The sequence below is a fragment of the Micromonospora radicis genome, assembly GCF_003583405.1.
In the GTDB taxonomy this organism is placed as follows: Bacteria; Actinomycetota; Actinomycetes; order Mycobacteriales; family Micromonosporaceae; genus Micromonospora; species Micromonospora radicis.
In genome coordinates, this window is record NZ_QXEC01000006.1 from 91169 (window position 1) to 115592 (window position 24424).

At 70.5% G+C, this 24424-nt stretch carries 21 protein-coding genes; 17 read left to right on the forward strand and 4 right to left on the reverse strand.

Features of this window, described 5'->3' with window-relative positions:
• The first annotated feature begins 8 nt into the window (after nt 1–8).
• Complete coding sequence (gene cysD, locus D2L64_RS08715; protein ID WP_119574207.1) at nt 9–920, forward strand: sulfate adenylyltransferase subunit CysD; 912 nt, start codon at nt 9–11, stop codon at nt 918–920.
• Nucleotides 920–2251 (forward strand): sulfate adenylyltransferase subunit CysN, encoded by a 1332-nt coding sequence (cysN, locus tag D2L64_RS08720; protein ID WP_119574208.1) that lies wholly within the window; start codon nt 920–922, stop codon nt 2249–2251. Before cysD ends, cysN begins: the two co-directional genes overlap by 1 nt.
• A 188-nt stretch (nt 2252–2439) precedes the next feature.
• Here the strand turns inward: cysN and galK are convergent, their stop codons facing one another.
• Both galK and galE read right to left on the reverse strand, forming a co-directional pair.
• On the reverse strand, nt 2440–3609 hold the full coding sequence (galK, locus tag D2L64_RS08725; protein WP_119574209.1) for a galactokinase: 1170 nt from the start codon (nt 3607–3609) through the stop codon (nt 2440–2442).
• Nucleotides 3606–4589, reverse strand: coding sequence for a UDP-glucose 4-epimerase GalE (gene galE / locus D2L64_RS08730; protein WP_119574210.1), 984 nt, complete (start codon nt 4587–4589; stop codon nt 3606–3608). The genes galK and galE overlap by 4 nt, the downstream gene beginning before the upstream one ends.
• A gap of 86 nt (nt 4590–4675) precedes the next feature.
• Between galE and D2L64_RS08735 the strand changes: the two genes are divergently transcribed.
• From D2L64_RS08735 to D2L64_RS08755, 5 genes are read left to right on the forward strand one after another with little or no spacing between them, the layout of a single operon-like run.
• Entirely contained in the window at nt 4676–5644 is a 969-nt protein-coding gene (locus D2L64_RS08735; RefSeq protein ID WP_119574211.1) for a hemolysin family protein, read from the forward strand.
• Nucleotides 5645–5677: 33 nt separating this feature from the next.
• Nucleotides 5678–6703 carry a tryptophan--tRNA ligase gene (gene trpS / locus D2L64_RS08740; RefSeq protein ID WP_119574212.1) on the forward strand — a complete coding sequence of 342 codons (1026 nt, stop codon included), beginning with the start codon at nt 5678–5680 and terminating at the stop codon, nt 6701–6703.
• A 15-nt stretch (nt 6704–6718) separates the two neighbouring features.
• Nucleotides 6719–7306 carry a 2'-5' RNA ligase family protein gene (locus tag D2L64_RS08745; protein WP_119574213.1) on the forward strand — a complete coding sequence of 196 codons (588 nt, stop codon included), beginning with the start codon at nt 6719–6721 and terminating at the stop codon, nt 7304–7306.
• Nucleotides 7307–7360: 54 nt separating this feature from the next.
• Nucleotides 7361–8284 carry a YihY/virulence factor BrkB family protein gene (locus tag D2L64_RS08750; RefSeq protein WP_119574214.1) on the forward strand — a complete coding sequence of 308 codons (924 nt, stop codon included), beginning with the start codon at nt 7361–7363 and terminating at the stop codon, nt 8282–8284.
• A 58-nt stretch (nt 8285–8342) separates the two neighbouring features.
• Nucleotides 8343–8780 carry a hypothetical protein gene (locus D2L64_RS08755; RefSeq protein WP_119574215.1) on the forward strand — a complete coding sequence of 146 codons (438 nt, stop codon included), beginning with the start codon at nt 8343–8345 and terminating at the stop codon, nt 8778–8780.
• A 163-nt stretch (nt 8781–8943) separates the two neighbouring features.
• Here the strand turns inward: D2L64_RS08755 and D2L64_RS08760 are convergent, their stop codons facing one another.
• A complete protein-coding gene (locus tag D2L64_RS08760) occupies nt 8944–10575 on the reverse strand; it encodes a glycoside hydrolase family 13 protein (protein WP_119574216.1) in 1632 nt (543 codons plus the stop codon).
• Between the two features lie 193 nt (nt 10576–10768).
• A complete protein-coding gene (locus tag D2L64_RS08765) occupies nt 10769–11833 on the reverse strand; it encodes a LacI family DNA-binding transcriptional regulator (RefSeq protein ID WP_199714476.1) in 1065 nt (354 codons plus the stop codon).
• 327 nt (nt 11834–12160) lie between these two features.
• On the opposite strand from D2L64_RS08765, the gene D2L64_RS08770 reads away from it, so the two are divergent.
• The 10 genes from D2L64_RS08770 (at nt 12161) to D2L64_RS08815 (ending at nt 24373) form a co-directional block, all read left to right on the forward strand.
• The gene (locus D2L64_RS08770; protein WP_119574217.1) at nt 12161–13462 is read left to right on the forward strand and encodes an extracellular solute-binding protein; all 1302 of its coding nucleotides are present in this window, start codon (nt 12161–12163) and stop codon (nt 13460–13462) included.
• A gap of 142 nt (nt 13463–13604) precedes the next feature.
• Nucleotides 13605–14621: a carbohydrate ABC transporter permease gene (locus D2L64_RS08775; protein ID WP_119574218.1), complete on the forward strand. Its 1017-nt coding sequence runs from the start codon at nt 13605–13607 to the stop codon at nt 14619–14621.
• 2 nt (nt 14622–14623) lie between these two features.
• On the forward strand, nt 14624–15541 hold the full coding sequence (locus tag D2L64_RS08780; protein ID WP_119574219.1) for a sugar ABC transporter permease: 918 nt from the start codon (nt 14624–14626) through the stop codon (nt 15539–15541).
• Between the two features lie 459 nt (nt 15542–16000).
• Entirely contained in the window at nt 16001–16342 is a 342-nt protein-coding gene (locus D2L64_RS08785) for a hypothetical protein (protein WP_119574431.1), read from the forward strand.
• A 278-nt stretch (nt 16343–16620) separates the two neighbouring features.
• The gene (locus tag D2L64_RS08790) at nt 16621–17685 is read left to right on the forward strand and encodes a BMP family lipoprotein (RefSeq protein ID WP_119574220.1); all 1065 of its coding nucleotides are present in this window, start codon (nt 16621–16623) and stop codon (nt 17683–17685) included.
• Between the two features lie 138 nt (nt 17686–17823).
• Nucleotides 17824–19590, forward strand: a complete 1767-nt coding sequence (locus D2L64_RS08795; RefSeq protein WP_325049903.1) for an ABC transporter ATP-binding protein — start codon at nt 17824–17826, stop codon at nt 19588–19590.
• Nucleotides 19587–20912, forward strand: coding sequence for an ABC transporter permease (locus D2L64_RS08800; protein ID WP_119574221.1), 1326 nt, complete (start codon nt 19587–19589; stop codon nt 20910–20912). The genes D2L64_RS08795 and D2L64_RS08800 overlap by 4 nt, the downstream gene beginning before the upstream one ends.
• Before the next feature lie 3 nt (nt 20913–20915).
• Nucleotides 20916–22196 (forward strand): ABC transporter permease, encoded by a 1281-nt coding sequence (locus D2L64_RS08805; RefSeq protein ID WP_119574222.1) that lies wholly within the window; start codon nt 20916–20918, stop codon nt 22194–22196.
• A gap of 16 nt (nt 22197–22212) precedes the next feature.
• Nucleotides 22213–22917, forward strand: a complete 705-nt coding sequence (locus D2L64_RS08810) for a cytidine deaminase (RefSeq protein ID WP_119574223.1) — start codon at nt 22213–22215, stop codon at nt 22915–22917.
• 175 nt (nt 22918–23092) lie between these two features.
• Nucleotides 23093–24373, forward strand: coding sequence for a thymidine phosphorylase (locus D2L64_RS08815; RefSeq protein WP_119574433.1), 1281 nt, complete (start codon nt 23093–23095; stop codon nt 24371–24373).
• Nucleotides 24374–24424: the final 51 nt, after the last annotated feature.

Genomic DNA, 24424 nt, shown 5'->3' on the forward strand with positions numbered 1-24424 from the left:
CCGGTGTCATGACCGCACCGGCGGCGTACCAGGTGACCCACCTCGACGCGTTGGAAGCGGAGAGCATCTTCGTGATGCGTGAGGTCGTCGCCGAGATGGAACGACCGGTGCTGCTCTTCTCCGGCGGCAAGGACTCGATCGTCATGCTCCGGTTGGCGCAGAAGGCGTTCGCTCCGGCGCACATCCCGTTCCCGGTGATGCACGTGGACACCGGCCACAACTTCCCCGAGGTGCTGGAGTACCGGGACCGGCGGGTCGCCGAGTTGGGCCTGCACCTGGTGGTGGCCAGCGTGCCGGAGGCATTGGCCAGCGGCCTGGTCCGGGAGTCGGCCGACGGGATGCGCAACCGGATCCAGACGCCGGTGCTGCTGGAGGCAGTGGAGAAGCACCGGTTCGACGCGCTCTTCGGTGGGGCCCGGCGGGACGAGGAGAAGGCCCGCGCCAAGGAGCGGATGTTCAGCTTCCGCGACGAGTTCGGCCAGTGGGATCCGAAGAACCAGCGGCCGGAGCTGTGGGCGCTCTACAACGGGCGGCACCATCCGGGCGAGTCGATCCGGGTCTTCCCGTTGTCCAACTGGACCGAGTTGGATGTCTGGCACTACATCGCCCGGGAGCGGATCGAGCTGCCGTCCATCTACTACGCGCACGAGCGCGAGGTGGTCGAACGCGACGGGATGCTCTACGCGGTCAACGAGTTCCTGCCGGCTCGGGCGGGTGAGGAGCGGTTCAAGGCCCAGGTGCGGTACCGGACGGTGGGTGACGCCTCCTGCACGGCGGCGGTCCGTTCGGACGCGGACACGGTCGAGAAGGTCATCGAGGAGGTCGCCGCGACCCGGATCACCGAGCGTGGGGCGACCCGGGGTGACGACCGGGTCAGCGAGGCTGCGATGGAGGACCGCAAGCGGGAGGGCTACTTCTGATGACCATCGAGACGCTCGCGCCGGGTGGCGCCGAGGACGGGCGGCTGAGCGGCCCGGCGGGGCCGGAGGGCCGGCCGATGGATCTGCTCCGCTTCGCCACCGCGGGCAGCGTGGACGACGGCAAGTCGACGCTGATCGGTCGGCTGCTGTACGACACGAAGTCGCTCTTCACCGACCAGTTGGCCGCGGTGGAGGCGGTCAGTGCGGCTCGTGGTGACGAGTACACCAACCTGGCGTTGCTCACCGACGGCCTGCGGGCCGAGCGGGAGCAGGGCATCACCATCGACGTGGCGTACCGCTACTTCGCCACCCCGCGGCGCAAGTTCATCATCGCCGACACCCCGGGGCACATCCAGTACACCCGGAACATGGTCACCGGCGCCTCGACGGCCGATCTGGCGTTGATCCTGGTGGACGCCCGCAAGGGACTGGTCGAGCAGTCCCGCCGGCACGCGTTCCTGTGCTCCCTGTTGCGGGTGCCGCACCTGGTGCTCTGCGTCAACAAGATGGATCTGGTCGACTACTCGCAGGAGGTCTTCGAGCAGATCGCCGACGAGTTCACCGCCTTCGCGGCGAAGCTCGACGTACCGGATCTGACCGTGGTGCCGATCTCCGCGTTGAAGGGCGACAACATCGTCACCCGGTCGGAGAACATGCCCTGGTACGAGGGGCCGGCGTTGCTGCACCACCTGGAGCGGGTGCACATCGCCAGCGACCGTAACCTGGTCGACGTCCGGTTCCCGGTGCAGTACGTCATCCGCCCCCAGTCGACCCGGGTCACCGACTACCGCGGCTACGCCGGTCAGGTGGCTTCCGGTGTGCTCAAGCCGGGGGACGAGGTGATGGTGCTGCCGTCCGGCTTCACCAGCCGGATCCACTCGGTGGAGACCGCCGACGGGCCGGTCGCGGAGGCGTTCCCGCCGATGTCGGTGACGGTACGCCTGACCGACGAGATCGACATCTCCCGGGGCGACCTGATCTGCCGGCCGAACAACGCACCGGCGGTGGCGCAGGACATCGAGGCGATGGTCTGCTGGATGGACGAGACCCGCCCGTTGCAGGTCGGCGGCAGGTACGCGATCAAGCACACCACCCGCGCGGCCCGGGCGATCGTCCGCGGACTGCACTACCGCCTGGACATCAACACGCTGCACCGCGACGAGTCCGCGGGCGAGCTGCGGCTCAACGAGATCGGCCGGGTCCGGCTGCGTACCACGGTTCCGTTGCTGGCCGACGAGTACCGCCGCAACCGCACCACGGGTGGGTTCGTCATCATCGACGAGGCGACCAACCGTACGGTCGGCGCCGGCATGATCGTCGAGGCCGCCTGACTGCTCCCGCCACACCGAGCCCCGGTCGGCTGCCGACCGGGGCTCGGCCTGTCGTGGCGTGACTTCCCCGTTCGGCGAGGGGAGGTGTGTCTCCTACCCGCGGAGACGGCTACCTTCCGCACCAGCCGGTCCAGCGGCGCGCCCAGCGGCGGCGGCAGGGGCGGGCGGGTGAGGGATGGTGGCGGTCGTCAGTCGAGGCGGGTGGCGCCGTCGGCGGGGGTGACGGTGGTGTGGGTGGGTGCGGTGAAGCCGCGTTCGGCGTACGCCGCGGTGACGGCGGCGGCCACCTGGTCGGACCGGTCCGTCTCGACCAGGGCCAGTACGCAGCCGCCGAAGCCGCCGCCGGTCATCCGGGCGCCGAGCGCCCCGGCGGCGAGTGCCGCCTCGACGGCGGTGTCCACCTCGGGGACGGTGATGGCGAAGTCGTCGCGCATGGAGGCGTGGGAGGCGGTGAGCAGCGGCCCGATCTGGCGGGCCCGGCCGGCGCGCAGCAGGGTCACGGTGTCCAGCACGCGCTGGTTCTCGGTCACCACGTGCCGGACCCGGCGGCGGGTCTCGTCGTCGGGCAGCCGGGCCAGCGTGTCGTCCAGGTGCTCGGTCGGTACGTCGCGCAGCGCGGGTACGTCGAGCAGGGCCGCTGCCTTCTCGCAGCTGGCACGGCGGGAGGCGTACTCGCCGTCGGCGTGCCGGTGCGGGGCACGGCTGTCGACCACCAACACGGCGAGGCCGGCGTCGTCCAGGTCGAACGGGATGTGCTCGACCCGCTCGGTGCGGCAGTCGAGGAAGAGGGCGTGGCCGGCACGGCAGCGGACGGCGGCCGACTGGTCCATGATGCCGGTGGGGGCGCCCACGTAGTGGTTCTCGGCCCGCTGGGCCAGCCGGGGCTGGTGTTCGGCGGGCAGGTCGAGCCCGCCGAGGTCGACTAGGGCGGCGAGCACGGCGGCCTCCAGCGCGGCCGAGGAGGAGAGCCCGGCGCCGAGCGGGACGTCGGAGGTGATCGCCAGCCGGGCGCCGGTGACCCGGTGACCCGCCTCGCGCAGCGACCACACCACCCCGGCCACGTACCCGGCCCAGCCGCCGACCCGGCCCGGGTCGGCGATCTCGTCGGCGCCGAAGTCCACCGTCTCGCCGGTCAGCTCGGACCAGACCGTCCAGTGCTCGCCGGGGCGGGGTGCGGCGGCGGCGACGGTGCGCAGCGGCAGCGCGAACGGCAGCACGAAGCCGTCGTTGTAGTCGGTGTGTTCGCCGATCAGGTTGACCCGGCCGGGCGCCGCCCAGCGGCCGGCGGGTGGTTGGCCGTACACCTGCCGGAAGCCGGTGGCGGCGCGGTCGGAGACCGCGCGGGACTGGCCGGTCACGGCCGCCCCAGCCGGTGGGTGCGGTAGAACGACCAGGCGTCGGCGACGATGGCGTGCAGGGTGGGCTTGCGGGGTTCCCAGCCCAGATCGGCGCGGGCCAGCGCGGCGGAGGCGACCAGTTCGGCCGGGTCGCCCTCGCGGCGGGGCGCCACCTCGACCGGTACCGGGTGGCCGGTGACCTCGCGGACCACGTCGACGACCTGCCGGTTGGTGAAGCCGTTGCCGTTGCCGAGGTTGTAGACGCGGTGCTGGGCGGCGGTGGCCGCGTCGAGGGCGAGCAGGTGGGCGCGGGCCAGGTCGGCGACGTGGATGTAGTCGCGTACGCAGGTGCCGTCGGGGGTGGGGTAGTCGTCGCCGAAGAGCTGCAACTTGTCCCGCTGGTCGGCGGCGACTTCGAGGGCGATGGGGATGAGGTGGGTCTCCGGGTCGTGCCGTTCGCCGAGGGCGGTGTCGCCGTGCAGGTACGCCCCGGCCACGTTGAAGTAGCGCAGCGAGACGGCGGCCAGGCCGTGCCCGACCGCCTCGGAGGTGAGCGCCATGTCGACGGCGAGCTTCGTCGCCCCGTACGTGTTGGTGGGGGCCTGCACGGCGGTCTCGGGGATGGGCAGCTCGACCGGGTTGCCGTAGACGGCGGCGGTGGAGGAGAACACCATCCGGGGTACGCCGGCCGCGCGGACGGCGTCGATCAGCGCCAGCGACCCGACGGTGTTGGTGTGCCAGTACTTCTCCGGTGCGGTCATCGACTCACCGGCGGCGATCAGGGCGGCGAAGTGCAGTACGCCGTCGAAACCGGCCTGCGGGGTGAGCACCCGGGCGGCGTCGTGGATGCTCGCGGCCACGTGGGTCGCCTCGGGGGCCAGCGCTTCCCGGTGCCCGGTGCGCAGGTCGTCCAGGACGACCACCTCGTGCCCGGCGTCCAACAACATCCGGGTCACCACGCTGCCGATGAAGCCGGCGCCGCCGGTGACGAGCAGTTTCACATCGGTCTCCTTCTACCGGTCCCGCTGACGTCGTGCCGTGTGTCGGGTCTCACCCTACGGTGGGTCCGCTGGCTACCATCACTGTCATGCGGGCAGCGCGTCGGCGCGGATCCCGGCGGCGTGGGTCGGTGCGGTCCCGCCGCGAGCCAGGGCGGCTGGCCCGAGCCGTGGCCCGGGTGGTGGTCCGGGCGGCTGACGGCGCGTCGCGGCTGGTCACCGGGCTGCTCGGGGCGGGGCCGGCGGCGGGACGGGAGCGGATCAGCGAGGCGGAGCTGCGCAGCCTGGTCGCCGCGAACACGGTGCTGGATCCGGTGGGTCGTCGCATCATCGACGAGGTGCTGGTGGCCGGGGTCAGCCTGGTCCGCGAGGTGATGATGCCCCGTACCGAGGTGGTCTTCCTCTCCGCGGCGTTGACCCTGGCCGAGGCGGAGCCGCTGGTGCGGGCCGGTACCCACACCCGCTATCCGGTGGTCGACGGCACCCACGACGACGTGGTCGGCGTCGTGCACCTGCGGGACGTCCTGCTCGGCCCGGACCGGGACCGGAGCACCACCGTCGGCCAGCTCTGCCGTGAGGTGAAGCGGCTGCCGGCGAGTAAGCGGGTGCTCGCCGCGTTGACCGAGATGCGCCGGGAGGGCCATCACCTGGCGGTGGTGGTGGACGAGTACGGCGGTACGGCCGGCATCGTCACCTGTGAGGATCTGATCGAGGAACTGGTCGGTGAGATCCACGACGGGTACGCCGACGACCCCGAGCCGGGGCTGCCGACGGTGGTGGACGGCCGGCTCAACCTCGCCGACTTCGCCGAGCGCACCGGAGTGGTGCTGCCCGTCGGGCCGTACGAGACGGTGGGTGGGTTCGTGATGGCCGCGTTGGGTCGGCTGCCGGCGCCGGGTGACGAGATCGGGGTGCCCGAGCCCTCCGGGACGCCCGGTTGGGCGCTGCGGGTGTTGAGCCTGGAGGGACGGCGGGTGGCCCGACTCGCGGTCACCGCCGTCCGCCTGCCGGAACAGCGCCGTACGACCGACCGGGCCCGACCCGCCGGCCCGTCATGACGTACGCCGGGTGATGCTGACAGAATTGCCGGCATGTCCGACGTTCCCGCCCGCCCCCGCGTCTTCTCCGGCATCCAGCCGACGGCCGACTCGTTCCACCTCGGCAACTACCTGGGCGCGGTGCGGCACTGGGTGGCGTTGCAGGAGTCGCACGACGCCTTCTACTGCGTGGTCGACCTGCACGCCATCACCGCGGGGCACGACCCGAAGGTGTTGCACCAGCGCAGCCGGGTGGCCGCCGCGCAGCTGCTCGCGGTCGGGCTGGACCCGGAGCGCTGCACCCTGTTCGTGCAGTCGCAGGTGCCCGAGCACGCGCAGCTGGCCTGGGTGCTGGGCTGCATCACCGGGTTCGGTGAGGCCAGCCGGATGACCCAGTTCAAGGACAAGTCGCAGAAGCAGGGCAACGAACGGGCCAGCGTGGGCCTGTTCACGTACCCGATCCTGCAGGCCGCGGACATCCTGCTCTACCAGGCCAACGCGGTTCCGGTGGGTGAGGACCAGCGGCAGCACCTGGAACTGTCCCGGGATCTGGCGCAGCGGTTCAACTCGCTGTTCGGGCCGACGTTCACCGTGCCCGCCCCGCACATCGTCAAGTCCACCGCGAAGATCACCGACTTGCAGGATCCGACGGCGAAGATGTCCAAGTCGTCGTCTTCCCCGGCCGGCATCGTGGACCTGCTGGAGGAGCCGGCCCGCTCGGCCAAGAAGATCCGCTCGGCGGTCACCGACACCGGTCGGGAGATCGTCTTCGACGAGCAGACCAAGCCGGGCATCGCCAACCTGCTGACCATCTTCTCGGCGTTGAGCGGGCGCGGCATCGACGACCTGGTCGCCGCGTACGACGGCAAGGGCTACGGCGACCTGAAGAAGGATCTCGCCGAGGTGGTCCGGGAGTTCGTGGCACCGATCCAGGAACGCACCCGTGCCTACCTCGACGATCCGGTGCAGCTGGACAAGCTGCTCGCCGGCGGGGCGGAGAAGGCCCGGGCGGTGGCGGTGCCGACGCTGCTCAAGGCGTACGAGCGGGTGGGTTTCTTCCCGCCGGTACGCGGCGAGTAGCCGACCGCGGCGAGCGTGGGCGGTCCGGACAGGTCGGTGGCCGAAGGAGTGGCGCGGAGCGTGGACCACGGGAACGGGGCGCCGACCGGCGACGCCGTCCAGATCGGCATCGCGGTGGACATCCCCGAGCCGTGGGGTGGCGCGTTGACCCGGCGGCGGCTGGAGGCGGGCGACCCGAACACGGTCCCGGCGCACGTGACCCTGCTCGGGCCGACCGAGATCCCGGTGTCCGCGTTGCCCGCGGTGGAGCGGCACCTCGCCCGGGTCGCCGCCGCCCACCTGCCGTTCACCCTGCACCTGCGGGGGACCGGGACGTTCCGGCCGGTGACCCAGGTGGTCTTCGTCGCGGTCGCCGCCGGGATCAGCGAGTGCGAGCTGCTGGCCGCCGCCATCAACGCCGCCCCACAGCTGCGCCGGGAGTTGCGTTTCCCGTACCACCCGCATGTCACGGTGGCGCAGGACGTCGCCCCCGAGGCGCTGGACAAGGCGTACGAGGACCTGGCCGACTTCTCCGCGATGTTCGAGGTGGAGGCGTTCACCCTCTTCTCGCACAGCGGACAGACGCGATGGCAGCCGCGCCGGGACTTCCGGCTGGGTGGCTGACCGGCGTACCGGGCCGACCGGGCGCGGCCACGAGGAAACGGCGAGGATGACCGGGTGAACGTTCTGGGGCGGGTCGAGGCGGCCGTCGACCGCTGGTTGGGTGCCGCCCGTCGCCGCTGGCCGGCGTTCGACCATCTCTGGCGGGCCGGGGTCCGCTACACAGAACTGCAGGGCGGCCGGTTGGCCGCGGCGATCGCCTACTACGGCTTCTTCGCGGTCTTCGCGCTGGCCCTGGTGGCGTACGCGGCCTTCGGCGCGATCCTGGACGAGAACGACGAGGTGCGGGCGGCGGCGGAGGAGTTCCTCCGGGAGAACCTGCCGTTCCTCGATCCGGCGCAGGTCGCCGAGAGCAGCGGCACGGTCGGTGTGGTCGGTCTGCTCATCCTGGTGTTGACCGGGATCGGGTGGGTGGAGGCGATCCGGTCGTCCCAGCGGCTGATCCACGGCCTCGACCAGCATCCCGGCAACCTGGTCGTCCGGCGGCTGGTCGACCTCGGTGTGCTGCTCGTGGTCTTCGTGCTGCTCGGCGCCTCGGTGGCGGCGGTCGACGCGTTGGAGTCGCTGCTGCGTTTCCTGCTGCGCAGCACCGGTTCGGTCGGACTGACCACGATAAGTGCCGTGCTCAGCGTGCTGGTCAACGCGGTCGTGGCCACCCTGCTGCTGGTGGTGGTGTCCCGGGTACGGATGAGTCGGGCCCGGCTGCGGCCGGTGGTGGTGCTGGTGGCGGTCGGTATCACCCTGCTCAACACGGTCGGCCGGTTCTGGGTGGGGCGGGTCGAGCACAATCCGGCGTACACGGTGGTGGCCACCGCCGTGGGACTGCTGGTCTACCTGTACCTGCTCAACCAGTTGGTGCTCTTCGGTGCGGCGTTGGCCGCGACCAGCCGGCGCGGGCAGGTGGTGGACCTGGCCAGTGGGCGCCGGCCCGTCGACGCCGAGTTGGACATCGATCCGGGCGCCCCCGGCGGGGCGGGCTGACCGGCGGTGATGTGCCGAACCGGCCGCGACGTGGCCGGGCGGCGACGATGATGGGTCCGTGGGCGCACTCGTGACGTTGGACCTGCCGGACGACTCGCCGCTGCTCGACCTGCCGTGGATCATCACGTTCGGCCCGCTCGCCGCCGACGACGAGTGGGAACCGGTGGTCTGCGGCCCGTACGAGCGGCCGCACGCGTTGGCGTTGGCCGAGGCGGTGGTTGCCGACGAGCAGCTGATGGCCGTGGTCGAGCCGTTGGTGCCGGCGGTCTCGGTGGAGCAGATCCGTGGTGAGATCGCCGCCGCGCAACTCGCCGCGGCGGACGAGACCGTCCAGGAGGAGCGGGCCGACCTGTACGGCGACTTCGAGGACATCATCGACGAGCAGGAGCTGGAGGCGGCCGAGCACGATCGCGCCACCGGCCCGTTGCCGGTGCCGGAGGTGGCCGAGCTGCGTGCGGGTTTCGCCCGGATCGCGGCGCAGCTGGCCGGCGGCTGAGCCTCGCGGCGACCAGCTGCGTCGGGGTCCGGTGGTGCGGTTTCGTCCGTTCCGCCGTAACGAAGTCGACCTCTACCACCCCTCACCACAAGGGGTCGTCAGCCCCAGTCGCCCGGCGGCGCGGAGCACGCCGAGCGACCAGGTTGAGGACGGGCTTACCCGTTCAGCGCCGTTCGAACCAGGCGGCCGAGTCGACCGGGAGCAGGTGTCCGCCGTCCTGCTCGGTGAGCGCCTCGCTGGCGACGATCGGCGTACCGTGGCCGTCGACCCGGACCGCGCTGTCGCCGGTGTTGACCACGCAGGTCAGCGTGCTGCCGTCGGCGTGGCGGCTGAAGGCGAGCAGGCCGGGCCCGATCTCCTGCCAGGTGATGCCGCCGGTGCCGGCCAGCGCCGGGTGCTGGTGCCGGATCCGCAGCGCCGCGCGGTACAGCTCCAGCGTCGAACCGGGCACGCCGGCCTGGGCGGCCACCGAGAGGGCCCGCCAGGTCGTCGGGGCCGGTAGCCAGCTCAGCTCGCTGCCGGCCGGACCGAAGCCGTACGGGGCCAGGTCGCCGCTCCACGGGATGGGTACCCGGCAGCCGTCCCGGCTCTCCCCGGTACGCAGGAACGCCGGGTCCTGCCGCAGCTCGTCGGGGAGGTCGAGCACCTCGGGCAGGCCCAGTTCCTCTCCCTGGTAGAGGTAGGCGCAGCCGGGCAGGGCGAGCATCAGCAGCGCGGCGGCGCGGGCCCGGCGCAGCCCCACGTCCCCGTCGCCGTAGCGGGTCACGTGCCGCTGCCGGTCGTGGTTGGACAGCACCCAGGTGGTCGGTGCGCCGACGATTGTCGACTCGGCCAACGCGGTGTCGACCACCTTGCGGAACGAGTCGGCCGACCAGGTGGCGTCGAGGAAGTCGAAGCTGAACGCCTGGTGCAGCTCGTCCGGGCCGATGTAGCGGGCCAGCCGCTGCGGGGTCTCGGCCCACGCCTCGGCCACCGCCATCCGGCCACCGGGGTAACTGTCCAGGATGGGCCGCCAGGCGCGGTAGATGTCGTGCACCTCGTCCTGGTCGAAGTAGGGCAACCGGCCCTTGCCGAGCAGTTCGGACTGGCGCCGGCCGGTGGTCATCGAGCTGAAACCGACGTCCGGCAACCCCTCGGCCTTGATCATGCCGTGCGCCACGTCGATCCGGAACCCGTCGACGCCGCGGTCGAGCCAGAACCGGAGGACGTCCTCGAACTCGGCGCGTACCTGCGGGTGGCGCCAGTTCAGGTCGGGCTGGGCCGGGTCGAACAGGTGCAGGTACCACTGGCCGTCGGGCACCCGGGTCCAGGCCGGTCCGCCGAAGATGCTCTCCCAGTCGTTCGGGGGCTGCTCGCCGTGCTCGCCCTTGCCGTCGGCGAAGAGGTAGCGCTCCCGCTCGGCGGAACCGGGGCCGGCGGCCAGCGCGGCCTGGAACCACGGATGCCGGTCGGAGGTGTGGTTCGGCACGATGTCGACGATGATCCGCAGACCGAGCGCGTGGGCGTCGGTGATCATCGCTTCGAAGTCGCCGAGGGTGCCGAACATCGGGTCGACGTCCCGGTAGTCGGCGACGTCGTAGCCGCCGTCGACCATGGGCGAGGTGTAGAAGGGGGTCAGCCACAGCGCGTCCACGCCCAGCTCACGCAGGTACGGCAGCCGTTCGCGGATGCCCTGGAGGTCACCGATGCCGTCGCCGTTGGAGTCGGCGAAGCTGCGGACGTACACCTGGTAGACGACGGCGGATCGCCACCAGTCGGCGTCGGAGGTCAGCGGTGAGGGGTTGCTGACGGTCATCGGGTGGTTCCCCGTTCTGTGGCGCGGGACGGCGGCACCCGGCGTGGGCAACGGTGGACGCGACGGGTGTCTGAGCAGAATGCCGGGCGAGCGCTGCAAGAGTCAAGCATTCCTTGCGCAAGGGCTGCGTGCTCCAGCCGTCTTCTCGCCGCGATCCTGCACTTCCTGTCGGCGTTTAGTCCGCCTTGACGCCTTATGTCGCCGCAGAAAGTGCATGATCGCGGGGATTCGGGGGCGGGGTGGGGTGGGGGGCTACGGCGGTGGAGCCGCGGACCACCAGCTCCGGCCGGAACAGGTACTCCGAGTGTGGCGCGCCGTGCCCGTTGATCTCGTCGACCAGGGCCCGGACCGCGGCCACCGCCATCGCGGCCACCGGCTGGCGCATGGTGGTCAACGGCGGATCGGTGAAGGCCATCAGCGGCGAGTCGTCGTACCCGACGACGGAGAGGTCGCCCGGCACCGACAGGCCGCGCTGCCGGGCGGCCCGGATCGCGCCGAGCGCCATCAGGTCGGAGCCGCAGACGATGCCGGTCGCGCCCCGCTCGATCAGCCGTCCGGCCGCGACCTCGCCACCCTCGACGCCGAACAGGGAGAGTTCGGTCAGCTCGGCCAGCTCGTCCTCGTTCACCCCGGCGAGCCGGTGCATCGCCGACTTGTAGCCGTTGACCTTGCGCTGCACCGGGACGAACCGGTCCGGCCCGGTGATCAGGCCGATCCGCCGGTGGCCCAGGGCGACCAGATGGGCCACGGCCAGCTCGGCGGCCTCCCGGTCGTCGCAGGAGACGAAGGGCGCGGGGATGCCCGGGGCGTACCCGTTGATCATGACGATGGGTAGTGGCCGGGCGATCAGCGTCCGGTAGCGGTCGTGGTCGGCGGCGGTGTCGGCGTGCAGGCCGGAGACGAAGACGATGCCGGAGACCTGCCGGTCGAGCAGCATCTCGACGTACTCGTCCTCGCGCACGCCGCCGGGGGTCTGGGTGCACAGCACCGGGGTGTAGCCGGTGGGCGCCAGGGCGGACTCGATGATCTGGGCGAAGGCCGGGAAGATCGGGTTGTCCAGCTCCGGTACCACCAGACCGACCAGCCCGGCGCTGCGCTTGCGCAGCCGGGCGGGACGCTCGTAGCCGAGCACGTCGAGGGCGGTCAGGACGGCCTGCCGGGTCTCGGGTGCCACGCCGGGGCGGTCGTTGAGCACCCGCGACACCGTGGCCTCGCTGACGTCGGCCTGCTGAGCGATGTCGGAGAGGCGAGCGCGCATGGCCGCACTGTAGCTCACCGACAAGTTCTTGCGCATTGGCCAGCAAGAGCTTGCAGAACCGAGCAGCGCGCGTCGGGCGTCGGCTCGGGAGTGGGTACCCACGCTGGCTCTGGCCGGGATGATCGGCGCTTCCCGGGGCGCGGAGGGTCATCGGCGCGGCGAGTTCGTTCACTTCAGGCGAGGAGATATGACCAGATGGCGACATTTGTCGATCGTCAAAGTTGCGGATGGAGCACGGTTGTTGCAAGGCCGTTCGCAAAGGGTTTCTAGTTACGAAACTTCTTGCTACTGTCCCCGCCGTTACCCGGCAGGAACTTAGGAGCGAACATGCGTCGCACAGCCAGGGGAATCGCCGTACTCGCCTCCGCCGCCCTCGCCCTCTCCGTCGCCGCGTGCGGCGGCGAGGACAAGGCGCCCGAGGGGCAGCCCGCGGTCGACCCCGCTTCCCTCACCGCAGAACTGACCTGGTGGGACACCTCTGACCCGCAGAACGAGGGCCCGGCGTTCAAGGAACTGATCGCCAAGTTCAACCAGACCTATCCGAACGTGAAGATCAACTACCAGTCGGTCCCGTTCGGCGAGGCCCAGAACAAGTTCAAGACCGCCGCGCAGGCCAAGACCGGCGCCCCGGACATCCTGCGGGCCGAGGTGGCGTGGGTGCCCGAGTTCGCCTCGCTGGGCTACCTCTACGCGCTGGACGGCTCCGAACTGCTCGCCGACGCCGCGGACTTCCTGGAGACCCCGCTCGCCTCCAACACGTACGACGGCAAGACCTACGGCGTTCCGCAGGTCACCGACAGCCTTGCGCTGATGTACAACAAGGAACTGCTGAGCAAGGCCGGGATCGGCGAGGCGCCGAAGACCTGGGCCGAGCTGAAGACCGCCGCGCAGACCGTCAAGGAGAAGACCGACGCCGAGGGCGTGTACCTGAACCCGGCCGGCTACTTCCTGCTGCCCTTCATGTACGGCGAGGGTGGCGACCTGGTCGACACCGGCTCCCAGAAGATCGTCGTCAACTCGGAGCAGAACGCGGCCGGGCTGAAGATCGCCAAGGATCTGATCGACAGCGGCGCCGCCGCCAAGCCCTCCGCCAACGACTCCTACGGCACCATGATGACCCTGTTCAAGGAGCAGAAGGTCGCCATGATCATCAATGGGCCGTGGGAGGTCAACAACGTCTCCTCGGCGCCGGACTTCGGCGGCCTGGAGAACCTGGGCATCGCGCCGGTGCCGGCCGGCTCGGCCCGCGCCGGTGGCCCGGTCGGCGGCCACAACTACGTGATCTGGTCCGGCATGCCCCAGGAGAAGGTGGACGCCGCCGTCGCGTTCGTCAAGTTCATGAGCTCCGCCGAGTCGCAGGCGTTCCTGTCGGACAAGCTCGGCCTGCTGCCCACCCGTACCTCCGCGTACCAGGTCGACTCGGTGAAGAACAACGCCGTGGTCGCCGCGTTCCAGGCCGTCAACGAGGCCGCGGTGGGTCGGCCGTGGATCCCCGAGGCCGGGCAGTTCTTCGGCCCGCTGGACCAGATGGCCACCGAGGTCATGGTCCAGAACCGGGACCCGAAGGCGTCCCTGGACGCCGTCGCCAAGAAGTACAAGGCCGAGGTCGTGCCCGGCTACGGGCTCTGATCTGGTCGTCGGCTGGGCCCGGCGTGGCCGGGCTGTGGCCCTGACGCCGGCCCCGCGCCGGTGACCCTTCGGCACCCCCCGGTGGGGTCGGCGACCGTCCCGGTCGCCGACCCCACCGGATCTCTCCTCTGGAGCGCAGCTGATGTCCACCGTGACAGCCGACCCGGCGCCGTCGTCCACGCGGCCCGGCCGATCCGCTCGTCCGCCCCGGCTGCGCCGCAGCTGGGACAAGCACTGGTACGCCTGGGCGATGGTGCTGCCCGTCGTCATCGTCCTGGCGGTACTGATCTTCTACCCGCTGTTCCGCGGGATCTGGCTCTCCTTCACCAACCTCACCGAGGCCAACCAGGTCGCCGAGATCTGCACCAGGTCGATCACCGGCGGCGAGGTCTGCGCCGACAACCCCAACAAGTGGGAGTTCATCGGCCTGGACAACTACGTCCGGGTGCTCACCGGCCAGGTCGGCGAGTTCTGGCAGTGGACCGGTGTCACGCTGATCTGGACGTTCGTCTGCGTGGCCTGCCACTTCGGGCTGGGCCTCGGCCTGGCCAGCATGCTCAACCGCCCGATGCGGGCCCGCGGGCTGTACCGGGTGCTGCTGGTGCTGCCCTGGGCGGTACCGGCCTTCGTCAGCGCATTCGCCTGGAAGTTCATCTTCAACGAGCGCTTCGGCCTGGCGAACGCGCTGCTCACCGCCGTCGGCATCGACCCGGTCTCGTGGTTCGCCGACCGGTGGACCGCGCTCTTCACCGCCATCGTCACCAACGTCTGGCTGGGCGTGCCGTTCATGATGGTGGCGCTGCTCGGCGGCATGCAGACCATTCCGTCCGAGCTCTACGAGGCGGCCGAGATCGACGGCGCCTCGGCCTGGCAGCGGTTCCGCAACATCACCCTGCCGGGGCTGCGTCCGGTCAGCATGACCGTGGTGCTGCTCGGCACCATCTGGACGTTCAACATGTTCCCGATCATCTTCCTGGTGACCGAGGGGCAGCCGGCCGGGCAGAGCGAGATCCTGGTGACCGGCGCCTACCGGGCCGCCTTCGAGGGCATCCGCAACTACTCACTGGCCTCGACGTACGGCGTACTGATCCTGTCGATCCTGCTGGTCTTCTCGCTGTTCTACCGGCGGGTGCTGCGCAAGCAAGGTGAGGTGTGGTGAACATGAGCCGATCCACCGCCACGCCGCCGACGGCGGATGCCGTCGCCGGCCCGGCCCTGGCCGACAGCCGGAGGGTGACCCGGGCCGGGCGCAGCCGGCGCAGCCCAGCGATGTCCGTACTGCTGCACGGCACCCTGATCCTGGCCTCGCTGATCGCGATCGGCCCGATCGCCTGGGTGCTGCTCTCCTCGCTCAAGCCCGGATACGCGATCCAGAGCAGCGAGCTGACCCTGTTCCGGGACACCACCCTGAGCAACTACAGCTACGTGTTGACCGAGACGAACTTTCCGCGCTGGTTCCTCAATTCGGTGATCGTCGCGGCGTTCACCATGGCCATCGGCATCTTCCTGTCGGCGACCACCGGGTACGCGGTGTCCCGGTTCAACTTCCCCGGCCGCCGCCCGCTGATGATGGTCTTCCTGGTCACCCAGATGTTCCCGGTGGCCATTCTGATCGTGCCGATCTACACGATCCTGGCCCGGCTCGGCCTGATCAACACCATGCCCGCGCTGATCATCGCGTACCTGACCATCGCGGTGCCGTTCTGTGCCTGGATGTTGAAGGGCTACTTCGACTCCATCCCGACCTCGCTGGACGAGGCGGCGGCGCTGGACGGCTGCGGACCGTTCGCCACCTTCTGGCGGGTGGTGCTGCCACTGGCCCGCCCGGCGGTGGCGGTGACCGCCTTCTACACCTTCCTCACCGCCTGGGGTGAGGTGGCGTACGCGTCGGCGTTCATCCAGACCGACAACAAGTTCACCCTGGCGTACGGGCTCCAGCAGTTCGTGCCGCAGTTCAACCCGCAGTGGGAGTACCTGACCGCTGCGGCGGTGCTGGTCACCATCCCGGCCGGGCTGGTCTTCTTCTTCGCCCAGAAGCACCTGGTCTCCGGCCTGACGGCGGGTGGCACCAAGGGCTGACGCTGCGCGATCGAAGGGGTCTAGGTTCCCGGCCACCCGTGCGATGATGCGGGCCCTCGGCGGAAGCCACACCTCGACCAGCTCCGTCCTCGGTGAGCAGTTGGCCGACGTGCTTCGGGCGACGAACGACAGCGGGCGAGTGGCAGCGTGGGTGCGAACTTCCCGGGGACGTCACGTTGGCGCAGGAGTGGTCACCTTCACCGGCCGGGGCACGGTCAGCCTGGCCGGATGATCGCCCCAGACACCCGGTTGGCCCGCGGGGGTGGTGGTCGCCAGGACGCTGATTTCACTCTGAAATCAATATTTCAGGGTGAAATCACGCCTGTTTGGGATGTTGCTTCTGGCCGGTCTGTGCGTAGCGCCCAGATTCTGCTCAGCCCGGGGTGTGTAACCCGCTGGCTCGCCGAGCAGTCGGATGCCTCTACTACAAACTGTCGTTGATAGGGCAGGATGGGTCGGGTGGAAACACTTCGACTCATCCTTCTCTACGCCCATCTGATCGGGTTCGCGCTGCTGCTCGGTGGCGCGATCGCCCAGTACCTGACCGGCAAGACCCGGATCAACTCCGCGATGCTCTGGGGTGCGGTGATCCAACTGCTCACCGGCATTGGGTTGTCCGCGCCACTGCGGGACGGCGACGAGCCGGCACCGGCGAAGCTCGTCGTCAAGCTGGTGCTCGCCCTGATGATCTTCGTGATGGTCTTCTTCTCCAGGAAGCGGACCGAGGTCAACCGGGGTCACTTCCTCGCCATCGTGGGATTGACCCTGCTCAACGCGGCCGTCGCAGTCTTCTGGCGCTGACCGCCGGAGTCGCCCGGCCAGCCCGGGAAACGGACTATCCAGGCACTACCGCGCCCACCTGTCGACACTCTGAGTGACTTGCCCCACCCGAGCATTACGTAGGGGTAACAGGCCTCCAACAGTCCTGCACGATTGTCGTTCGGCAGGTGGGCGCGGGCGTACGCTCTGCGTCCGTAACGTGGGACGCCGGCGGCAAGGCGCAAGCCGGTTCAAAGGGCTGCCACCGCAACCACGCGGTGTGCAATGGGAAGGGAGACGTCTTGCGCTCGGTGCGTGGGATGCGGATTGCCTCGATCATCGCGGCGGGTGGGCTCGTACTGAGCGCCGCCGCCTGTGGCGAGGCCCCGGATGAGGACAACAACGCCGGCTCCGGCGGCGAGAAGTACACCGCCTGTATGGTCACCGATGTCGGCGGCATCGACGACAAGTCGTTCAACGCCTCGGCCTGGAAGGGCCTGGAGGCGGCCAAGGCCGAGAACAGCAACATCGACATCAAGTACGTGGCGTCCAAGGCGCAGGCGGACTACGAGCCGAACCTCACCCAGTACGTCAACCAGGACTGCGACTTCATCCTGGCCGTCGGCGGCCTGATGGGCGACGCCACCAAGAAGATCGCTGAGGCGAACCCGAACCAGCAGTTCGGCATCGTCGACGCCAACCCGGGCGTGGCCAACGTCTTCCCGATGGAGTTCGACACCGCGCAGGCTGGTTTCCTCGCCGGCTACGTCGCGGCCGGGATGAGCGCGAGCGGCAAGGTGGGCACCTACGGCGGTATGAAGATCCCGCCGGTGACCATCTTCATGGACGGCTACGTCGACGGCGTCGCCTACTACAACCAGGCCAAGAGCGCGAACGTCCAGGCCCTCGGCTGGAACAAGGCGACCCAGAACGGCTCCTTCACCAACTCGTTCGAGAAGCAGGATGAGGGCAAGAAGGTCAGCGACGCGCTGGTCGCCCAGGGCGCGGACATCATCATGCCGGTCGCCGGTGGCGCCGGCCTCGGCACCACCAGCGCGGCCAAGGCCTCCGGTGGCAAGTACAACACCATCTGGGTGGACGTCGACGGCTGCGAGAGCACGCCGGACTGCTCGGCGATCATCACCACCGTGGTCAAGAACATCTCGGGTGCCGTCAAGGAGGCCGTGCTCAAGGCCGCCGGTGGCGAGAAGCTCAACGCCGAGGAGGGCTTCGTCGGCGTCCTGGCCAACGACGGCGTCTCCATCGCCCCGTACCACGAGTTCGACAGCAAGGTCCCGGCCGAGCTCAAGGCCGAGGTCGACAAGCTGAAGGCGGACATCTCCGCCGGCACCGTCAAGGTCACCTCGGCCGCCCAGCCGAAGTGACCCGTCGCCGGCCGGCTGTGGTGAGACGATCACCGCAGGCGGCCGGCGCGCCCTGCCACATCTGATCCGGCCGCCCCGGCGCGGGGTAATCCCGCCGCGCCGGGGCGGCCGTGGCGCGTCACCGGTCGGGTCCGCGCCGTGCTCCGTTCACCAGCAGCTACGCTGCACCATCGCTTCGCACTCCAGGAGGTTGCGCTGAGACTCGAACTGCGCGGCATCACCAAGCGGTTCGGTGATCTGGTCGCCAACGACCACATCGACCTGACGGTGGAGCCTGGAGAGATTCACGCCCTGCTCGGCGAGAACGGCGCCGGCAAGTCGACCCTGATGAACGTGCTGTACGGGCTCTACCAGCCCGACGAGGGCGAGATCCTGGTCGACGGCGAGCCGCTCAAGCTGCGCGGCCCCTCCGACGCGATCGCCGCCGGCATCGGCATGGTGCACCAGCACTTCATGCTGGTACCGGTCTTCACCGTCACCGAGAACATCATGCTCGGCGCCGAGCAGGTGCGCGGCGGCATCGCCGGTTTCCTGGACCGCCGCCGGGCCCGGCGCGAGGTCGCCGAGGTCTCGCAGCGGTACAACCTGCGGGTCGACCCGGACGCGGTGATCGAGGACCTGCCGGTCGGCATCCAGCAGCGGGTGGAGATCGTCAAGGCGCTTACCCGCGACGTGGACCTGCTCATCCTCGACGAGCCGACGGCGGTGCTCACCCCGCAGGAGACCGAAGAGCTGTTGACCGTGATGCGGTCGCTCAAGGCCGCCGGCAAGTCGATCGTCTTCATCACCCACAAGCTCGGTGAGGTCAAGGCGATCGCCGACCGGATCACCGTGATCCGCCGCGGGAAGACCGTGGGTACCGCCTCGCCCGAGGCCAGCCGCGACGAGTTGGCCGCGCTGATGGTCGGCCGTACCGTCCGGCTCACCGTGGACAAGGCCCCGGCCACCCCGGGTGAGCCGGTCCTGGAGGTCTCCGGCCTGGTCGTCGACGACGACCGACAGGTCCGCGCGGTCGACGGCGTCGACCTCACCGTACGCGCAGGTGAGGTGCTCGGCGTCGCGGGCGTGCAGGGCAACGGCCAGACCGAACTGATCGAAGCGATCATGGGGTTGCGCCCGCTGCTCGCCGGCACGGTCACCCTGGACGGCCAGCGGGTCGACGGCTGGTCGACCAAGAAGGTGCTCCGGGCGGGCGTCGGCTACGTGCCGGAGGACCGCAGCGTCGACGGGCTGGTCAAGGAGTTCTCCGTCGCGGAGAACCTGGTGCTGGACATCTACGACCGGCCGCCGTTCGGCCGCGGTCTGTCGCTCAAACCGGATGCGATCGCCGAGTCGGCGAACGAGCGGATCGCGCAGTTCGACGTGCGCACCTCCTCGGCACAGGCGCCGGTCGGCACCCTCTCCGGCGGCAACCAGCAGAAGGTGATCGTGGCCCGGGAGTTGTCCCGGCCGCTGAAGCTCTTCATCGCCGCCCAGCCCACCCGGGGCGTGGACGTCGGCTCGATCGAGTTCATCCACAGTCGGGTCATCCGGGAGCGGGACATCGGCACCGCCGTCCTGGTGGTCTCCAGCGAGCTGGACGAGGTGATCGGGCTGGCTGACCGGATCGCGGTGATGTACCGGGGCCGGATCATCGGCATCGTCGGCCCGGACACCCCGCGCGAGGAGATCGGCCTGCTGATGGCGGGCGTCACCCCCGACGCGACGGGCGGTTCGCCGATGGGCGCGGCGGTCGCCGGTCGCGGTGACGTGGCGACCACCGACCGGACCGAACCGGCGGCGACCGACGCCGACACGGTGACCGCCGATGGTACGGCGGCGACCACCGACCGTGACGTCGCCGCCACCACCGACGGCGTGGCGCCGGCTCCCGAGGGACCAGGCAGCGAGGACAGGAAGGCATGACCAACTCCAACCCCCCGGCCGGCTCTCCCGACAAGGAGCCGGCGAGCGAGGAGCAGGCCGCCCAGAGCACGCTCGGCAACACCGAGCGGGCCGAGGCCGCCGCCACGCCCACCGCGCCCGAGCAGCGGCCCACGCTGGGGCGGCTGTTCGTGGAGAACCTGTGGGCCGCCAACACCTTCACGGTGACCCTGCTGTCGCTGGTCCTCGCCATGGTCGTCGGCGCCGTCCTGATGATCATCTCTGATCCGGACGTGCTGGCCACCTACGCCTACTTCACCGCCCGACCGGCGGACGCGATCAACGCCAGCTGGACGCTGGTCAGCGAGGCGTACGCGAACCTGTTCAAGGGTTCCGTCTTCGACCCGGGCGCGACCACCGTCAACGCCGCGCTCAGCCCGATCTCGGAGACGCTCACCTACACTGCCCCGCTGGTCTTCACCGGCCTGTCGGTGGCGCTGGCCTTCCGGGGCGGTCTGTTCAACATCGGCGCACAGGGGCAGGCCATCATGGGCGTCGTCCTGGCCGCGCTGGCCGGTTTCCTGCTGCCGCTTCCGCCCGGGCTGCACCTGCTGGTCGCGGTGCTGGCCGGCGCGATCGGCGGGGCCATCTGGGGCTTCATCCCGGGCATCCTCAAGGCGCGCACCGGCGCCCACGAGGTGATCAACACGATCATGCTCAACTACATCGCGGTCTACTTCCTGACCTGGCTGATCGTGCAGAACGGGGTGCAGGACCCGAACCGGACCGACGCGATCAGCCGACCGGTGGACGCCTCCGCCCAACTGCCCCGCCTCTTCGGCGACGGGCTGCGGGCCCACGCGGGCATCATCCTGGCGGTGCTGGCCACCTGGGCCGTCGCCTGGCTGCTCAACCGCTCCACGCTCGGCTTCGAGCTGCGTGCGGTGGGCGCCAACCCGGACGCCTCCCGTACCGCCGGCATCAGCGTCACCCGGACGTACGTCCTGGTCATGGTCTTCGCCGGGGTCCTGGCCGGGCTCGGCGGCTCGCAGATGGTGCTCGGCACCACCGCCGCCGCGCTGACTCCCCTGGTGGTCGCCCAGATCGGCTTCGACGGCATCCTGGTCGCGCTGCTCGGCCGGGTGAAACCGTGGGGGGTGGCCATGGCCGCGCTGCTGTTCGGGGCGTTGCAGGCCGGCGGCAACCGGATGCAGTCGTACTCGGGGATCTCGCTGGAGCTGGTCACCGTGCTCCAGGCGCTGATCGTCATCTTCATCGCCGCGCCGGCCCTGGTGAAGGCGATCTTCCAGCTCCGGGCCGCGCGGGCCGCCCGGCTGCAGACGAGCCTCGCGAAGGGCTGGTGAGGCATGTCCACCACGGCTGTTCCCGACGTCGCGGTCGCGCCGGTCGACGAGGGCTTCTGGACCCGTACCCGCAAGGTGGGGTTGGTGCTGCTGGCCCTCGGCCTGCTGGCTACCGTGCTGTTCGGTGCGCTCGCCACCGGTGAGCAGGCCCGCTTCACGCTCAGCGAGGACGCCGCCGGGGCCGCGTTGGAGGTCAACGGCACGGTCGGGGCGATCGTCTTCGGGCTGATCACCCTGGCCGCCGGTGCCGCGATGCTCGCCGGCCTGCCGAAACGCTGGTTCGTCCCGGCGCTGGCGGTCGGGCTGGTCGCCTTCGTGCTGTCGTTCCTGTGCTGGCAGGTCTCCGCCGCGCCGACCGGGCAGAACTTCATGCCGCTGGTCAACATCGTGCGGGGCACCTTCCTGCTCGCCCTGCCGTTGATCTTCGGATCGCTGGCCGGTGTGCTCTGCGAACGTTCCGGTGTGGTGAACGTGGCCATCGAGGGGCAGTTGCTGATGGGCGCGTTCAGCGGCGCCCTGTTCGGCAGCATCTCCGGCAGCGTCTGGGTGGGTCTGGTCGCCGCCGCCGTCGGTGGCTCGTTCATCTCCCTGCTGCTGGCCGTGTTCTCCATCCGCTACCTGGTCGACCAGGTGGTCATGGGCATCGTGCTCAACCTGCTGGCGCTCGGCATCACCGGCTTCCTCTACGAGCGGCTGATGCAGACCGACGCGGCCCGCTACAACAGCGCCCCCCGGTTCGGCAACTGGGAGATCCCGCTGCTGTCGGACATCCCGGTGCTCGGCCCGGCGCTGTTCCGGGGCAACATCTTCCTCTACCTCGCCCTGGTGCTGGTGCTGGTGATCCACATCGCGCTGTTCCGTACCCGGTGGGGGCTGCGGACCCGCTCGGTCGGTGAGCACCCGACGGCGGCGGACACCCTCGGCGTGAAGGTGCTCGGGCTGCGCTACCGCAACGTCATCCTGGCCGGCGCGGTCGCCGGCATCGGCGGTGCGTCGTACACGCTGGCGCTCTTCTCGTTCACCAAGAACATGATCGGTGGTAAGGGCTTCATCGCCCTGGCCGCGTTGATCTTCGGCCGGTGGAGCCCCACCGGGGCGCTGCTCGCCGCGCTCTTCTTCGGCTTCGCCGACCAGTTGGCGACCTACCTGGGCGCGATCAACAGCATCATTCCGGGCCAGTTCCTGGCCATGCTGCCGTACCTGGCCACGATCCTGGCGGTGGCCGGGCTGGTCGGCCGGGTCCGGGCGCCGGCCGCCGACGGCAAGCCGTACATCAAGGGCTGATCCGGGGGGGTACACCATGGAGATCGACTGGGTGCGGCTGCGGGCGGCGGCCACCGAGGTCATGCGGCACGCGTACGTGCCGTACTCGAAGTTCCCGGTGGGCGCGGCGGCGCTCGTCGACGACGGCCGGATGCTGGTCGGCTGCAACGTGGAGAACGCCGCGTACGGCGTGGTGCTCTGCGCCGAGTGCGGGGTGGTCTCCTCGCTGCACGCCACCGGCGGCGGCCGGATCGTCGCGCTGTCCTGCGTCGACGCCACCGGTGAACCGCTGATGCCCTGCGGACGGTGCCGGCAGCTGCTCTGGGAACAGGGCGGCCCGGAGTGCCTGATCGAGGCCAAGGGCGGCCCGCTGCGGATGGCCGAACTGTTGCCGCACGCCTTCGACGTGGCCGACATCGAGGCGGTCACCGGCGAGCAGCCCGTTCCGGTGGTACCGGACCGGCTGGCCGCCTGGCGTGGTCGGGGCACCGTCTTCGTCCACCCCGACCTGTCGGCCGGACAGCAGGTCTGGACGGCCTACTGGGAGCGCTCGGCCGGCGACGAGGTGGGCGCCGAGACCGGGGTGCTGGAGGAGGGGCCGAGCTGGGCCGACTCCGCGGAGGCGATCACCTGGGGGTTGGCGCGTACGCCCCGGGTGGTGGTGGTGGACGCGTCCGGCACCATCTTCTGGGCGGGTGAGGGTGAGCCGCCTGCGGAGATTCCGGTTCGCTGGGGTGGTTGATGTTGGGGCCGGGGGCCGACCGTGCCCGGCTCCGGGCGGTCAGGCTTGATCCCTGCGCCGGGCACGGTCGGCCCCCGGCCCGACGGGTGTGCGGCTTCTGCGTCTGCTGCGGGACGACGGGTTCAGTGGGATCGGCGTGGGCGGGTGGCGACTTGTGGAGGGATGGGACTCGACGATGAGTGGGTTTGCTGCGGTTGATGTGATTCGCGCGAAGCGGGATGGCGGGGTGTTGTCCGACGCGCAGATCGACTGGGTGGTGGACGCGTACACCCGGGGGGCGGTGGCTGACGAGCAGATGTCGGCGCTGGCCATGGCGATCCTGCTGAACGGGATGACCGGGCCGGAGATCGCCCGGTGGACGGCCGCGATGATCGCCAGTGGCGAACGGCTGGACCTGTCGTCCGTGGCCCGGCCGACCGTCGACAAGCACTCGACCGGCGGCGTCGGCGACAAGATCACCTTGCCGCTCACCCCGCTGGTGGCGGCCTGCGGCGCGGCGGTGCCGCAGCTGTCCGGACGCGGGCTCGGGCACACCGGCGGCACCCTGGACAAGCTGGAGTCGATCCCGGGCTGGCGGGCCGCGCTCAGCAACGAGGAGTTCACCGCCCAACTGCGCGACATCGGCGCGGTGATCTGCGCCGCCGGGTCGGGACTCGCTCCCGCCGACCGCAAGCTGTACGCGCTGCGCGACGTCACCGGCACCGTCGAGGCGATCCCGCTGATCGCCAGCTCGATCATGAGCAAGAAGATCGCCGAGGGGACCGGTGCGCTGGTCCTCGACGTGAAGGTCGGTTTCGGCGCGTTCATGAAGTCGGTCGACGACGCCCGTGAGCTGGCCCGGACCATGGTGGAGCTGGGCGGCGCGCACGGGGTGAAGACCGTCGCCCTGCTCACCGACATGTCCACCCCGCTCGGTCGGGCCATCGGCAACGGTGTCGAGGTGACCGAGTCGGTGGAGGTGCTCGCCGGTGGCGGCCCCGCCGACGTGGTGGAGCTGACCCTGGCGCTGGCCCGGGAGATGCTCGACGCGGCCGGGCTTTCCGCCGCCGATCCCGCCGCCGCGCTGCGCGACGGCCGGGCGATGGACGTGTGGCGGTCGATGATCCGGGCACAGGGCGGCGACCCGGACGCGCCGATGCCCGAGGCGAACGAGGTGGAGGTGGTGCGCGCCGACTCCGACGGGTACGTCGCGACGGTCGACGCGTACGCCATCGGGGTGGCCGCCTGGCGGCTCGGCGCGGGCCGGGCCCGCAAGGAGGACCCGGTGAGCGTGCCGGCCGGAGTGCTGCTGCACAAGCGTCCGGGCGACCCGGTGCGGGCCGGGGAATCCCTCTACGAACTGCGGGCCGACCGGGCGGAGTTGCTTCCGGCGGCGCTGGCGGAGGCGGCTCGGGCGGTGACCGTCGACGTACGGCCGCCGGACCCGAGGCCGTTGGTGCTCGATCGCGTCGAGTGACCTGCCGGTTTGCCGACCCCATGGTGCCGGGCCGATCGGACCGCTATCCTC